The 14,209-nt window shown below is 61.7% G+C and carries 16 protein-coding genes, 1 tRNA gene and 1 pseudogene; 8 read left to right on the top strand and 10 right to left on the bottom strand.

Annotated features, from left to right (window positions below):
- A partial coding sequence (locus tag HUI96_RS20510) for an ABC transporter ATP-binding protein (RefSeq protein ID WP_237684253.1) occupies positions 1–876 on the bottom strand: 876 nt, incomplete at its 3' end.
- Positions 877–1,019: 143 nt separating this feature from the next.
- Here HUI96_RS20510 and HUI96_RS20505 point away from each other — a divergent pair.
- From HUI96_RS20505 to HUI96_RS20480, 6 genes are all read left to right on the top strand, one after another.
- Positions 1,020–1,502 (top strand): MaoC family dehydratase, encoded by a 483-nt coding sequence (locus tag HUI96_RS20505; RefSeq protein WP_188256546.1) that lies wholly within the window; start codon positions 1,020–1,022, stop codon positions 1,500–1,502.
- Positions 1,503–1,567: 65 nt separating this feature from the next.
- Positions 1,568–2,224 (top strand): TetR/AcrR family transcriptional regulator, encoded by a 657-nt coding sequence (locus tag HUI96_RS20500; protein WP_210320253.1) that lies wholly within the window; start codon positions 1,568–1,570, stop codon positions 2,222–2,224.
- A gap of 196 nt (positions 2,225–2,420) precedes the next feature.
- On the top strand, positions 2,421–4,010 hold the full coding sequence (locus HUI96_RS20495) for an acyl CoA:acetate/3-ketoacid CoA transferase (RefSeq protein WP_188256545.1): 1,590 nt from the start codon (positions 2,421–2,423) through the stop codon (positions 4,008–4,010).
- Between the two features lie 20 nt (positions 4,011–4,030).
- Complete coding sequence (locus tag HUI96_RS20490) at positions 4,031–5,200, top strand: dihydrodipicolinate synthase family protein (RefSeq protein WP_237684252.1); 1,170 nt, start codon at positions 4,031–4,033, stop codon at positions 5,198–5,200.
- Positions 5,201–5,229: 29 nt separating this feature from the next.
- Positions 5,230–6,045, top strand: coding sequence for a shikimate dehydrogenase family protein (locus HUI96_RS20485; protein ID WP_210320252.1), 816 nt, complete (start codon positions 5,230–5,232; stop codon positions 6,043–6,045).
- Positions 6,026–6,907: a sugar phosphate isomerase/epimerase family protein gene (locus HUI96_RS20480; RefSeq protein WP_188256542.1), complete on the top strand. Its 882-nt coding sequence runs from the start codon at positions 6,026–6,028 to the stop codon at positions 6,905–6,907. Before HUI96_RS20485 ends, HUI96_RS20480 begins: the two co-directional genes overlap by 20 nt.
- Before the next feature lie 198 nt (positions 6,908–7,105).
- On the opposite strand, the pseudogene HUI96_RS30290 reads toward HUI96_RS20480, so the two are convergent.
- From HUI96_RS30290 to HUI96_RS20455, 6 genes and pseudogenes are all read right to left on the bottom strand, one after another.
- A pseudogene (locus tag HUI96_RS30290) lies at positions 7,106–7,198 on the bottom strand (STAS domain-containing protein); the annotation flags it as partial.
- Between the two features lie 416 nt (positions 7,199–7,614).
- A complete protein-coding gene (locus HUI96_RS29520) occupies positions 7,615–7,980 on the bottom strand; it encodes a metallophosphoesterase (RefSeq protein WP_237684266.1) in 366 nt (121 codons plus the stop codon).
- A 178-nt stretch (positions 7,981–8,158) separates the two neighbouring features.
- Positions 8,159–8,917, bottom strand: coding sequence for a metallophosphoesterase (locus tag HUI96_RS20470; RefSeq protein WP_188256541.1), 759 nt, complete (start codon positions 8,915–8,917; stop codon positions 8,159–8,161).
- Between the two features lie 16 nt (positions 8,918–8,933).
- Positions 8,934–9,320 carry a hypothetical protein gene (locus HUI96_RS20465; protein WP_188256540.1) on the bottom strand — a complete coding sequence of 129 codons (387 nt, stop codon included), beginning with the start codon at positions 9,318–9,320 and terminating at the stop codon, positions 8,934–8,936.
- Between the two features lie 292 nt (positions 9,321–9,612).
- Positions 9,613–10,137: a hypothetical protein gene (locus HUI96_RS20460; protein WP_188256539.1), complete on the bottom strand. Its 525-nt coding sequence runs from the start codon at positions 10,135–10,137 to the stop codon at positions 9,613–9,615.
- A 282-nt stretch (positions 10,138–10,419) separates the two neighbouring features.
- A complete protein-coding gene (locus HUI96_RS20455; RefSeq protein WP_188256538.1) occupies positions 10,420–10,764 on the bottom strand; it encodes a DUF6634 family protein in 345 nt (114 codons plus the stop codon).
- Between the two features lie 198 nt (positions 10,765–10,962).
- On the opposite strand from HUI96_RS20455, the gene HUI96_RS20450 reads away from it, so the two are divergent.
- Positions 10,963–11,259, top strand: coding sequence for a LacI family DNA-binding transcriptional regulator (locus HUI96_RS20450; protein ID WP_188256537.1), 297 nt, complete (start codon positions 10,963–10,965; stop codon positions 11,257–11,259).
- A gap of 646 nt (positions 11,260–11,905) precedes the next feature.
- On the opposite strand, the gene HUI96_RS20445 is transcribed toward HUI96_RS20450, so the two are convergent.
- Positions 11,906–11,981, bottom strand: a tRNA-Ile gene (locus HUI96_RS20445).
- A gap of 381 nt (positions 11,982–12,362) precedes the next feature.
- On the opposite strand from HUI96_RS20445, the gene HUI96_RS20440 reads away from it, so the two are divergent.
- Positions 12,363–13,064, top strand: a complete 702-nt coding sequence (locus HUI96_RS20440) for an SIMPL domain-containing protein (protein ID WP_188256536.1) — start codon at positions 12,363–12,365, stop codon at positions 13,062–13,064.
- 87 nt (positions 13,065–13,151) lie between these two features.
- Here HUI96_RS20440 and HUI96_RS20435 read toward each other — a convergent pair whose 3' ends face one another.
- Positions 13,152–13,547: a hypothetical protein gene (locus HUI96_RS20435; RefSeq protein WP_188256535.1), complete on the bottom strand. Its 396-nt coding sequence runs from the start codon at positions 13,545–13,547 to the stop codon at positions 13,152–13,154.
- Between the two features lie 135 nt (positions 13,548–13,682).
- Positions 13,683–14,129, bottom strand: a complete 447-nt coding sequence (locus tag HUI96_RS20430) for a YcgN family cysteine cluster protein (protein WP_188256534.1) — start codon at positions 14,127–14,129, stop codon at positions 13,683–13,685.
- Positions 14,130–14,209 lie beyond the last annotated feature (80 nt).

The raw sequence follows: 14,209 nt of genomic DNA, 5'->3' as shown, positions 1-14,209 counted from the left end.
CACCTCCACCAACTGGCCCTCGTCAGATAGCCTGAGATGCTCGGGCCTCACCCCGTAGACGGCTTCCTGGGCGGGAATGTCCGCCCATCGGGTACCACCGGGAAAAGTCAAATTTCCCGCATGGAACTTGCCGCCCTCAAAGCGGCCCGGAAGCAAGTTCATCGCGGGCGAGCCGATGAAACTTGCGACAAACTGGTTGGCGGGAAAATCGTAGAGATCCAGCGGAGCGCCGATCTGCTCGATCTGCCCATCTCGCATCACCACGATCTTGTCGGCCATAGTCATCGCCTCGATTTGGTCATGCGTGACGTAGATCGTCGTAGTATCGAGCCGCTGCTGCAGGCTCTTGATCTCGGCGCGCATCTGGACGCGAAGCTTGGCATCCAGGTTCGATAGCGGCTCGTCAAAGAGGAAAACCTTCGGATCACGGACGATCGCCCGGCCCATGGCGACTCGCTGCCGCTGCCCGCCCGAGAGCTGCCGCGGATAGCGGTCCAGAAGCGCGCGCAGACCAAGGATGTCGGCTGCCCGTTCGACGCGAACGTTAATCTCCTTTTTCGGCGTCCTCTTCAGCATCAGGCCGAACGCCATGTTCTCGGCGATCGTCATGTGCGGGTAGAGCGCATAGCTCTGGAAAACCATGGCGATGTCCCGATCCTTCGGGGAATCGTCATTGACGACCCTGTCGCCGATGCGCAGCTGCCCCGAGGTGATCGTTTCCAGGCCGGCGATCATGCGAAGGAGCGTCGATTTTCCACAACCCGAAGGGCCGACGAGGATGACAAATTCTCCGTCGTCAATATCGACCGACACGCCCTTGAGGATGTGCGCGGAGCCGTACTTCTTGTGCATGTCGGAGATAGTGACAGACGCCATGAGGGCTCCCAGGAATGAACTCTAGCGATGCGGCGCTCACGCGGGCCTCTTTCGCGGCAAGGCGGGCAGCCGGGCACAGCCGGTCAGCTTGACGGTCGCGAGATAATTACTTATCGATAAGTAAGTCAATAGGGAGTGTCGCGATGAGCGGAACGGCGGCCCGGCTTCTTGCTCCAGGGGAATACAGCTTTGATGACCTGTCGGTCGGGGATCATTTTTTGACGTCCGGCGTGACGGTGACCGAATCCCATATCGTCGGCTATGCCGGCCTGTCCGGCGATCTCTTCGACGTGCACATGGACGACGACTTCGCCCGGGCTCAGGGATTCCCGGGTCGCATTGCTCATGGACTGCTTGGGCTCGCTCTCGCCGACGGTCTGAAAACGCGTTCGTCAGTGAGATTGCTGGGAATAGCCACGCTCGGCTGGAACTGGTCTTTCCGGGCGCCGCTCTTCGCCGGCGATCGCATTCATGTAAGGCTGGAAGTTTCAGCCAAGCGCGAGACGAGGCGCGGCGACCGGGGGATCGCGACCTTCGACTTGCAGTTGTTGAACCAGAACAGCAAGGTCGTGCAAGACGGGAACACCCAGTTGATGATGGCGCGAAGCGCCCGAGCTGCGGCTTGATGATCGACCGCGGGTATCGCACTGATCCTCGTTGAGGAGATCCGCAGAATCGCCCGGAGGGAAAGTTGCCGACCAAGAAAACCATCGCAGCCCCGGCGGGCGTCCGCGCAGGCTCCATGCGCGACAGCATAAAGCTGGTGGCTACCGAGTTGCTTATAAGGCACGGGTATCACGGGACCAGCTTTCGCAATATCGCCGATCGCCTCGATACCACGACGACCAATATCCACTACCATTTTGGAAACAAGGAAAAGCTCGTCGAAGAAGTTCTCCGCGACTATGTGGACGCCACGGTGGCGCGCCATGAAGAGATCTGGCAGGACCCGGCGCATTCGCTTCAAGAAAAGCTCGCCGCAGTTGCGGAGTTCAACTACCACCGCTACAGCGCCTTCAACAAGGACCGGAAAGGAAACCGTCCGTGGAGCCTGATCGGCCGTCTCCGGCTTGATGGCGAAATCCTGGGAGAAGAGGCGAAGGAATGTCTCTCCCTCTTCACGGTCCGGGTCCACGAATCCATCAAGGTCGCGGTCCGGCTCGCGCGTTGGAAAGGCGAACTCCGCGCCGATGCTCCGCTGGATGACATCGCGTTGCTGATCCTAAACATCGTAAATTCGTCTTCGGTTTTCACGCAGGATGCCGGGAGTTTCGACCGCCTCGAGCAGTTTTTTGAAACCTTCTCGCGCGTCGTCCTTGGTGCTTACGCTTCACCTGCGGGGGAGTAAGCGGCCAAGGTGCTCTTCACGCTTTACTGCGCTGCCGGCAGTCGGCCTTCCCGTAACTAGAATCTGCCCAGTCCCGGGTGGTTTTGGGCAGTTGCGCACGCCGGTTCCGGCCCTACGCGTCGGGCACATGCAGCTTGCAAATTGCGGGGAACATACTTATCGATCAGTAAGGGACTGATTGCTTGGAGCAGATCTGATGAGAGTTGTGTCGGCCGTGGAAGCTGCCTCCTTGGTGCGGGATGGAGATACGATCCTGATCGGCGGATCCGGATCAGGCCACGCCGTTCCCGAAGCCCTGATCGCTGCGGTTGAATCCCGCTTTCTGGAACGTTCCGAGCCCCGGGGACTGACCACGATCCATCCAGTCGGCCTTGGCAACCGGGCAAACGCTGGCGCGTCGCGCTTCGGCCACGAAGGCCTTCTGAAACGCGTCGTCTGCGGAACGGTGGTCGACGCGCCTCCGGTTGCCGAACTCGCAAGCCAGGGCAAGGCCGAAGTTTATACCCTACCCCAGGGGGCGCTATCGCAGCTCGTGCGTGAGATTGCTGCCGGACGTCCCGGTCTCATCTCGCATGTCGGCCTCCACACGTTTGTCGACCCGCGCCAACAGGGCGGCAAGCAGAGCACCGCCTGCTCGGAGGATCTTGTCGAACTGATCGAACTCAAGGGCCGGGAGTGGCTCTTTTATAAGCCGTTTCAGATCGACGTGGCGTTCCTGAGGGGGACGACGGCGGACGAGGACGGAAACATTTCCATGGAAGACGAGCCCATCTTCGGGGAGATGCTCTCCATGGCGCAGGCAACGCGCCGGTGCGGTGGCTTGGTGATCGTGCAGGTCAAGCGGCTTGCCAAGCGCGGTATGCTTCCGGGAAAGTCGGTGAAAATTCCCGGGATGCTCGTCGATGCGGTGGTGGTCGACCCCGACCAGCGACAGACCTACCAGACCACGTTCGATCCTGCCTATGCCGGGCATCTCAAAATCCCGCTCGGCTCCTTCCCGAAGTTGCCGCTCGACGAGCGCAAGATCGTCGCGCGGCGATGCGCCATGGAGCTCCGCAAGGGGGCGATCTGCAACATCGGCTCTGGCATCTGCACGGGCATCGGGCTTGTCGCAGCAGAAGAAGGGTTGCTGGACCATGTCGTCCTGACGAATGAACAAGGCCTGATCGGCGGCGCCCCGGCCAGCGGCCTCGACGCAGGTGCGGCCCGAAACTATTGGGCAATGATCGACCAACCCTATCAGTTCGACTTTTATGATGGAGGCGGCCTCGACGTGGCGTTTCTCTCCGCTGTCGAGATCGATCCGCAAGGCAGCGTCAACATCAGCCGCTTCGCCGGACGGGTTGTGGGGATAGGCGGCTTCGTCAACATCAGTCAGAACGCTCGGAAGATGGTGTTCGGCGGTACCTTCACGGCTGGCGGCTTGGCGGTTGAAGCGCACGGCGGGCGCTTGACGGTTTTGACCGAGGGCAAGCACCGGAAGTTCGTCCGTGAGCTGGAGCAGGTCACCTACAATGGGGCCTATGCACGCGAGCGTGGCCAGATGACCCTGTTCGTAACCGAACGGGCAGTTTTCCAGACAGGGCCACAAGGTCTCGAATTGATCGAGATCGCGCCGGGCATCGATCTTGAGCGCGACGTTCTCGCGCATATGAACTTCACCCCGGCCATCTCGGACAATCTCCGCGAAATGGACCCACGCCTCTTCGATGAGCAGCCGATGGGCCTCGAAAGGGAGCTGCAGGGCGACTGGCCCGTACACCACCGTCTCCTCGCCTACAACTAAATGCATGGATGCCGGCTGATATGGAAAACGACCTTCGCATCCGCCTTCCTCGCGCTGACCGGACGATCGAGGACTACAGCCTTGTCGGTCAGCCCATCACCGCCCAGCGCGCCAGCGGCGAGTTCAACCGGGTTGCCTATGCGGCTGGGCACGTCGTCTTTGATCCGCTCGCGCCGAGCGATCCCTGGGTTGCGCCCGCAATCGACTGGGACCGCACGCTGGCTTTCCGGGAACATCTCTGGAGCCTGAACCTCGGCATCGCGGAGGCGATGGATACCGCGCAACGCGGTATGGGATTCGGCTGGGACATGGCTCTGGAGCTCATCCGCCGGACCATGGCGGCCGCCGGAAAGAACAACTACGTCGCTTCCGGCTGTGGAACGGACCAGCTCGATCCGTCCAAGCCCCCTATGCTCGATGATGTCATCCGCGCTTACGAAGAGCAGATGGAGGCGGTCGAAGCCTGCGGGAGCCGAGTGGTGCTAATGGCCTCGCGGGCGCTCGTTCAGGCGGCCAAGGGGCCGGATGATTATCGTAACGTCTACGACCGCCTGCTTCGCCAAGCGGCTGCTCCCGTCATCCTTCACTGGCTGGGCCCCATGTTCGATCCGATGCTCGAAGGCTATTGGGGGCACCGGGACTATTCGGTGGCACGGGATGTTGTCCTTGATATCATCGGTGAAAACAGGGCTAAGGTCGACGGGATCAAAATCTCCCTGCTCGACGCCGCTAAGGAGATCGATCTGCGATCACTTCTGCCGGGCAGCACCAAGATGTACACGGGCGACGACTTCAACTACGTCGATCTCATCGCGGGTGACGGCCAGCACCACTCGCATGCCCTGCTAGGGGCCTTCGATGCGATAGCTCCAGCGGCATCTGCCGCGCTTTCTCACCTGGCTACTGGAGATGTGACCGGCTATCGCGACATTCTAGCGCCCACGGAAGCGCTTTCGCGCCACCTGTTCGCCGCACCGACCCGCTTTTACAAGACGGGCGTTGTCTTTATGGCCTATCTCAACGGTCACCAGGACCATTTCACGATGGTCGGCGGGCTGGAGAGCGCGCGCTCGACCTTGCACCTGGCAGATATCTTCCGCCTGGCCGACCAGGTTAATCTCCTTGCGGATCCCGCTCTTGCGGTTCAGCGGATGGCGGCGGTCCTGGCCGTCCGGGGTGTTCAGCAGTGAGCGAGTGCCCCGACCGACTGGAACTTGGTTTGCCGCTCCCGCTCTCCGGGAAGTCCCGCGTCTACGCCATTCTGGGTGACCCCATCGCGCAGGCAGGCTCCCCCGGGCTTTTCAACCGCGCATTCCGCCGCGAGGGAATAGGCGCAGTTCTGGTCCCAATCCAAGTGTCGGCGGATGGGCTGGATGCAATCCTCGCAGCCTTCCGTGCGGCTCGCAACATGGACGGCCTTGTGGTGACGGTACCGCACAAGATCGCCATCGCCGACCGTCTTGATGAAATTGGCCCCATGGCGGCACGCATCGGCGCAGTTAACGCCATCCGCAAGTTGCCGGACGGGCGCCTGCTCGGCGAGAACTTCGATGGCGCGGGCTTCGTCCACGGACTGCGTCGTCGCGGTCATTCTCTCCGAGAAAAGAACGTGCTGGTCATCGGCGCAGGCGGAGCAGGACGCGCGGTCGCCCACGCCGTGCTGGACGAGCGGCCTTGCACGCTCGGGATCTATGACATCGACAGAGGCCGCATTTCGCAATTGAGCGATGATCTGCAAAGGCACGCTTCGAACACGCTCGTCTCCCATGCAGAGCCCGATGCGTATGGCTTTGATGTCATTGTAAACTGTACGTCCCTGGGCATGCGCGATGGCGATCCGCTGCCGCTCAGGCTCGACGGGCTCGACCAACGCGCGCTGGTGGTCGACATCGTGCTTGAACCCTCGACGACCCCCCTCCTTCATCAGGCCGCCGCGCGCGGCTGCCCGACGCACGAGGGGATTCACATGCTTGATGGTCAGGTCGAGGAGATCTGCCGGTTCTTCGGTTTGCTTGATGAGCGGCATGACGATTGACCTCCGACGGTTCTCGATCAACACGGCCACGCTTGGCTATCAGGCGCCGCTCAGCGACACCATAGAGGCGGTCGCTCGCGCAGGATTCGGTGGTATTTCGCCTTGGCGGCGCGAGGTCGAGAACGAAAACGCTCCTGGCCTCGCCCGTCAGATACGCGCGGCGGGGCTGCAGGTCAGCGGATACTGCCGCAGCACCTGTTTTCCTGGCGCCTCCAAACGGGAGTGGCTGGCAAACGTCGAGGACAACAAAATGGCCCTGCGGTTCGCGGCCGAACTGGGGACCAAATGTTTCGTTCTGGTCGTCGGAGCCCTGCCGCCGGGCAGCAGGAGCCTGCCGGACGCTCGTCAACAGGTGGCGGATGGGATTGCCGCACTGCTTGCTGACGCGCAGGCGCTCGGCGTGTCCTTGGCCATCGAACCGCTGCACCCGATGTACGCTGCCGACCGCGCTTGCGTGAACACGATCGAGCAGGCCTTAGAGCTTTGCGCGCTGCTCGATCCGCATGCCACAGGCCGCCTCGGGGTTGCCATTGATGTCTATCACACGTGGTGGGACCCCAAGGTGCATGACATGATGGCCCGGACAGCGTCGGAAGGGCGGCTGCTTGCGTTTCACGTCAATGACTGGCTGGTGCCGACCGCCGACATACTTATGGATCGGGGACTCCCAGGAGAGGGGGTGATCGATCTGGGTGCACTGACGAATTCGGCGCTTGACGCGGGGTATGACGGTCTGTTCGAGCTCGAGGTGTTCTCGAGCCGGATCTGGCGCCTGTCCGTCTCCGAAATATTAGAGCTTTCGTCGCGCGCCTGTCTGTCGATTACTAGGCCGAAAGAGGGTCGGCTTAATTCAGCGACGTGAGGGAAACATCCCTCCTGCAGCGGCGGACGGGCAGCAATCGGCCCACTGGAGTCGATCGCGCCGTACATATCGCAACCGCGAGCTCCAACCCGCCGGCAATGCTTCTGTGGATGGCTCCCGCGGTGCAAGGGTCGCATCCAACTCGTGTTCTGATCAACAGCGGCGAATAGCGGCTTCACCTTGGCGCGGGGGTTCGGATCAAAGCACAGATGCACTGGCAGCCCGCCGTTCCGCCTTGTCATGAAGGGCGAACCTGTCAACCATGTCGGCGCTTGCGCGGTTGAAGCCAAGCGGCTTCGCAAATCATGATCGAAGGCGGAAGTCAAGATTCTACCTACTCAGGTGATCAGCTTAGGGCCGTAAGACATCTTGTGCTGTGAAGTGAGTTAGGTCCGCTTTCACGCGATCCCGCCAAGTCAATAAGTGACCGAAATCAGGGCGCAAAGCTGCCATCCCACACTGCAGTGGACTACGGGTCACAACAAGCGCGGAGGACTCATTTGCGCGAGTCGGACGCAGCACCGGGAACCGTTACTGCCTTCATTTGCCGCGTCAACTGTCTGAAAGTCCGCGGTGCAAAACCCGTATCCGGACAGTCGACCCCGACGTCCCGGGAGCGGTAGTAATGCGGCATCTCGCCATGGGCATGACCGTAGAAATGCCAGGCGCCTTTCAGGATCCCAGGCCAGGTGCGGCACGGATAGTGGCTAAGGAAAACGCGCTGGCCCTCGTCGGTAATCTCCAGTTGCTGTGTCGGCGGCCGGTCCCACTCGAGCGAGGCGATAACCGGGTGGATTTCGGTTCTGCCTCTGGTAGTCATGGTTGCCCAGGACCAAGATCTTGCGGCCCATGAGCCGCGCGAACATGCTGCGCACCCGATCGCCGTCGTGAAGGCCCATGGAAAAATCCCCGAGGTGATAGACGACATCATCCGGCTTCACGACTGCGTTCCAGGCGCGGATCAAGAATTCATCCATGTCGCGGACATCGGCGAAGGGCCTGTTGCAGGCGGTCGGCGACAGCATGAGCGCATGCGAAAAATGCGTATCCGCGGTGTAGTAGTTTGTCGTCATGGACAAGGACGTGCTCCCCTCGCAGGGCAGTTTGGAGTGACGTGCCTTGGGCACGTCGGTGAACGCACTTCACTGTTCGGATGCGGATGTTGCCCTTGCAGGGCATCGCCGTCAGGAAGACCGTCGCCCAGTGGAGTCGCCGGGATGTCGGCGCAGCCGCGCCGTTATCGGCGGCCCCCTACACCCGCACCGTCAGCATTGGATCGAAGTGAATGTTCTCATCGTCGTAGCCGCGTGGATTGCAGACGATACGCGTGTTGCCGACCCTGTAGTCGCAGCTGTCATGCGTGTGGCCGTGGATCCAGAGCGCGGGACGCCCGGCCTCGATTACCTCGGACAGGTCCGATGCATAGGCGGCGTTGAGCAGGTCGCCCTGGAACCTCGAGGGGATAGACCCGGCGTGTGGCAGGTGATGCGTGACCACGACGGTCTCGATCGGATTGGCCTTGAGGGCAGAGGCGATGAACAGGCGTGACTGCTGGTGCATCCGGTAGGCCGTCTCGGGCACGAAGCGCTGCCAGGGGTTCCGCTGCCTGGCGATCTGGCGGTAGTCATTCATGCGTTCGCGGGCATGGAACATCGCCACCTCGGGATGTCCCTCGATCCGGTAGTCGGTCCAGAGCGTCGCCCCGATAAAGCAGATCCCGCCGATGACGACGCTGTCGTTCTCCAGGAAATGGACATTGGGGAATCCTGCAGCCGCTGATCGCCCGTCTTCCAGGGCTTCCTTGATCGAGCCTTTGTAGAACTCATGGTTTCCCGCGACGTAGACGCAAGGCATGGCATGGGCGACGTGCTTAGCCAGCCATTGCACGCCATTGGCCGGAGCGCGGCACAGGTCTCCGGCAATGACGCAGACATCGGCGTCGGGAATCGCCAGCGGCTGCCGCAGATCGGCGAATTCCAGATGCAGATCGGAGAGCAGCCAGATCTTCATGTCGTCCCTTTCGAAGTCATTCGCTGTTCGCCTCCTTGATTCTCCTCCTCACAAGCGGTTCCGGAGGAAGGCCCGGCCTGACCGCGATCTTCTTGCCGAAGACTGGCCGGAATCCTTCAGCGTCGAGCGCCTCTCCAAAGGATTGCTTCTTCGCGGCGGCCTGAACCATGTCGACGAGATCGGAGAGCGACACGAGGATCGTCATGCCCATGGGCTTGTGGCCAATCAGCTGCGGTGTGCCGTTCCGTGCGTGGGCGAGAATGGCGCTGAAGCCGTTCCGGGCTGCCCGAACCGCATGCCGCCTCGCGCCCACTGCGACGAATGCGCCAGCCAATGCGGTCGTAGCCTGCTGCCTGCTCAGGCTGCCGACAGTCTGAAGGACTGCCACAAGCTTCTGGTCCATCCAACACCTCCTTTTCAGGGCCACGCCCATCGTTTCCTTCAACCACCGGACACGAACGAGGGTCGCCGACGGTCCGGTCTTCACCGGGTGTTCGCTTGCCGAATGCTGCGGCGCGCCGAGGCTCGACCAAGGATTCCTGCCACTGTTGACAAGGTCCCAACCCGCTTCGAATCCTTCAGCACGGCACGCCGCTCATTGCGGTTCCCGGTGCCGTTCGCGGGTTTCGACGAGCGTTTCGACGGTTTCTTCAGCGGCGCGTATTCGAGATAGAGGTCGGAAAGGATCCAGAGCCTCATTCGACGAGAAGCTCTCTGACGGCTTGCAGATGGCTCTCCAGCTCAGGTCCCTCCAGGGTGTCGTGAACAAACAGGGCCCCTGCCAGATGCATGATCGCTTCACGTTGTTTGGCGACCATCTCGCGGGCCGTGTTGTAGGCTGCTTCCAAACGCGCGTTCACGTGCTCCGAAAGTTCCGGGTCGTTGATGAGATGAGACCGCCAATCAGGCGCGCTTCGATATAGGAGCGGTCGGGTCTGTCCGAAGCCCATCGCGGTCTCCATGTCGTAGGCGAGCTTTGTCGCGACCGCCTGATCGCCACCGCCGCTGGCGGCGAATGATTTCATGATCACCTCCTCTCCGGCGCGCCCTGCCCAGATGGCGGCCAGCACCGCGGTGAAGAACCCCTCGGTCAGTTCGTGGAGTTCATCCGTCCGCCAAGTGAGGTATCCGCCGTTTGGCGCGTCGACCGTGATCTTCGTGAGGGTTCCCAGACCCAGGCACAGGCGGATCACCGCGTGGCTCGCCTCATGGATTGCCATCCGGAAGTTCAAGTGCTCGGTGCGCCTCGGTCTGTGGTCGCCATCGGCAGGATCTCCAGTTCCGCCGTCAGGTGGATTGCCGTCACCTGACCCGGGGCCACCCGTGAGTTTGCTGAAGAGGACGCCACGTACTGAATTGCGCGTCGCGTGGTAGGGATAAGGCGTAGCCGGAGGCATCAAGTTTCCCTTGCTCAGATGGTTGATTGGCATCGATCCAGCGGCTCTTGGTGCTGCTGGTGGCGAACCTCACGCTGGCGAGAGGTCTCTTCCGTCATCAGGGCCTCACGCGTGATCGTCCGACGGTCCGGCAGGACGGCCCAGCCGGTACCACCGTGACAATGTCCGTGCCCACGTCCTGTCGTCTGACAGGAGCCACAGATCGGATGTCGTAATCACCCTGTTGACGCCCGGCAGCAGCGGGTGACCTGAGGACAGTCCCATGAGGCATGCGATTGGTCTTTGGGCAATGACCCAGCGGTCCAGGATCGGCGCGGTCTCCTTGGTCTGGCACTCCGGAGGAACACCGCGCTGGATTGCCTCCATGTCCGCCACCAGCGCCGACAGCCGGCCAAGCTCAAACGCGAACGGCTCGGCCTGTTCGCGGCTGTGCAGATTAAATGTCACCATGGGGGTCTTCCGTCGTTGGCCTGAATCGCGCTCTTCGCGAATCCTTTGATTCGCCTCGTGAGCTGGGGCAGACATACGGGCCCGAGGCATGGGCGTCCAGACGCCCATGCCTCTTTTTTGTCCGTGGATCCTTTGGATCGTGGCCCCGCAAGGAATCAGCAAACTGGAACGGTGGACGCGAGGCGGCTAGAAGGCGGTATGAAGGTCCCCTACCAACTGCTGCGGGCAGCACGCGCAGCAATCGACATCACGCACGTCGACCTTGCCAGAGAGGCGGGGGTCAGCAAGCGCACACTGGTACGGATTGAAGCCCTCCAGGGCGTTTCTGAAGCCTCCCGCGAGCGCGTTCAGAGCGCTCTCGAAGCGAGGGGGGTGATGTTTCTGCCGGCTGGGGAGGGATTCGGACCAGGAATACGTGTCCCGGACAAGATGCTGACCGCGCCTGCTGAACGTCGATATCAGCCTCCTGGTAAACGGATCGATCGCAAGCCGTAACGCCACGCTGTGCCACCGGAAGGGCGACGATAAGGACCCTGCGGTTCAAGCAGAGGGTGACCGGGGTCAACGCGCTCCAGACGACGCAGCGGGTCCACGCAGGCCGCATTGTTCAAGAAATGACAGCGCCTCCCGCCCACTGGTCCGGATCGAAGCTCTGGGGAATGTGTCTGAAGTCCAGGGCGAAAGTGCAGGCTGGCCTCGAAGCCAAAGAGTGCTGTTCCTTTGCCGCGTTGTCCGAAATGACAATTCTAAGCTGGAAAAATGCCCTTTTAAGCCGGATCTCATGGACAGCGCACGTCCGCAACTGCGTGGTGAAGAAGATCGAGTTTCAGCTGGCGGATCGATAGAGCACGCAAGGTGTCGGCCGAAACCTACTCACGTACGACTTGCTGGGGCCAAGAAATGCGAGTCGCAGCTTACTGGGGGCTCGCTGCTGAAATGTGGCTTTTCTGCGGCATGCCTGTGGAACTTGAAGCCCTTCAATCGGCTTTAGAACTCCTAACTCTATCTTACGACTCAATAACATCAATAAGTTATAGGAATCAGACGCTACTCTGACTAGGTTCGCTACTTTTTGGAAACGCTTCGCTGATTTTTGGAAACGCTTCGCTGCTATTTTGTGCCGACAACAAATAAGTAAATTTGGTGGGCCCGGAGGGACTCGAACCCCCAACCAAGCGGTTATGAGCCGCCGGCTCTAACCATTGAGCTACAGGCCCCACGGCGCTGACTTAGTTGGTTCGCGCGCCGGGCACAAGCCTTACCCGCTGGATGGGCACCGCCGGGCGAAGACCTATTTAAGCAACCGCGAGAGCGCTCGCCACAAAGCCACCGGCATATCGGGACGCGAAGCATCCGAGCCAGCCCACAACGAACCGGCTCGATTCCCGTACATGCGGATAGCGGGTGTCTCCTTCCTAGTGGTAGATACCGCACCATCTGCCTAGTGGTAGATACCGCACCATCTGCCTAGTGGTAGATACCGCACCATCTGCCTAGTGGTAGATCATCATCTTCCCAGTGCCACACGCCGCACCATCTGCCGCAATCGGCCCACAATGCTTCTCTACGGGGACGCTATTGCAGAGGAGGGAATTGCAATGAATCGCCTGTTGCCCCTGGCGCTTGCCTTTGTCGCGGCGGTGCCAATTTCGGCCCACGCTCAGCAGATCCCGGCCCCGAAGATCGTGGTGGTCGGCGAAGGCGAGAGCTCGATCGCCCCGGATCTGGCGCTGCTGTCGCTCACCGTCATGCGCGAGGCCAAGACGGCGGGCGAGGCGCTCGACGCGTCCAGCGCCGCAATGAAGCAGGTGATCGCGGCGGTGAAGGAGACTGGCGTCGAGGCGCGCGACATTCAGACCGGCGGGCTGCAGATCATCCCCCGCTACACCTATACCAGCAAGCCCGACGGGAGCCAGGAAGCCCAACTTGTCGGCTATCAGGCCAGCAACACGCTTTCCGTGCGCGTCCGCGATCTGCAGAAGACCGGCGAGATCATCGACACGGCCGTGTCCCTGGGGGTCAACCAGAGCAGCGGGATCAGCTTCACCAACGACGATCCCTCGAAGGCGCTGACCGAGTCGCGGAAGAAAGCCATCGCGGATGCAGTCGCGAGAGCCCGGACCCTCAGCGAGGCGGCGGGCGTCCAACTCGGCCGCATCCTGGAGATAAACGAACAGACCTTCGTCGCGCCGCCGGTGCCGATCGCTGCAAAGACATTCGACGCCAGGGAATCGGTTCCGATCGAGCCCGGCATGAACGCCTACCGCGTCCAGGTGACGGTCACCCTCGAACTGAGATAGTCGCCTCGTTTGCTTCACTCGATCATCAGTAAGAAGGCCCCGGCTCTGCCGGGGCCCTGCCTGGACTGCGCGGATCTCTTCTCGCGCTCAGCCGATAACCGGACAGTTCGGCGCCCGGCCGAAGGTCATGACGATGCGGTCCCCGTGGCGGCGGCCACCTATGTCGATCGAGCGGCGCCGAACATCCAGCACCCGAACGCGGTAGAGACCGAGGCGCTCGGCTTTTCGCATGGCGCGCTCAGGGGTGCACATCCGGCGGTCCCAGCGCCATTCGTCGCGCCGGTAATCGCGCCAGCCGTTGCGCCGGTAATCGCGCCAGTCGTCGCGATACTGGACATAGCTCGGCCCGCCGACATGGACGCCAACGCCCGGGGTGCCGAAGTTCAAGTAGAGCCCCTCGGCCTGAGCGCCACCGGCCATGCCGACAAGCGAGGCAAGTCCGACCAGCGCGGAAGCCGCGGCGGCTTTGATCGTCCTGAACATTGCTGTCTCCTTGATGTTCGATCCGGTTCGCCGAAGCGATGCCCGGAGAGTAGCCGGGCTCACCTGAACAGCCACCGAACCTGCCGTTCAGGCTGCATTCATCCCGAGGATGATGGGTGGAATGCCGGCGCGACCCTAGGGTTCCGCCTCGACGACATGGCTGAAATAGTCGTCGTCCTCGGAAAGATCGCTGTCGAAGGCGGTGACCCTGCCGCGAATGGAGATGCCCGCCGCATGCACGGTTTCACGGCTGCCGCTGACCAGGTAATGCCACCAGTAGAGGTCGTGCCCTTCCGCGACGAGCCGATAGGCGCAGGTGGAAGGCAGCCAGTCGATGCTGCGCACCGTCTCCGGCGTCAGCCGCACGCAGTCCGGCACCTGAGCCTTGCGGTTTTCGTAGTCCCTGCAGCGGCAACTGCCCGCGTCCAAGAGCCGACAGGCGACCGTCGTCCAATAGATCTCGCCAGTGTCCTCGTCCTCGAGCTTGGACAGGCAGCATTTTCCGCAGCCATCGCAGAGAGATTCCCACTCCACGGCGGACATCTCCTCCAATGCCTTGGTTTTCCAGAAAGGCGCGCTCATCGCGGCGATGTGGCGTGCGCGACAGCCAAGGTCAACCCTGTGGCCGGGGGGCCAAGCCGAAAAGTCCAAAATCCCGGAAG

The organism is Pseudaminobacter soli (ex Zhang et al. 2022) (assembly GCF_014595955.1).
Classification (GTDB): domain Bacteria; phylum Pseudomonadota; class Alphaproteobacteria; order Rhizobiales; family Rhizobiaceae; genus Kumtagia; species Kumtagia pseudosoli.
This window is presented reverse-complemented; position numbering and strand designations above follow the sequence as displayed.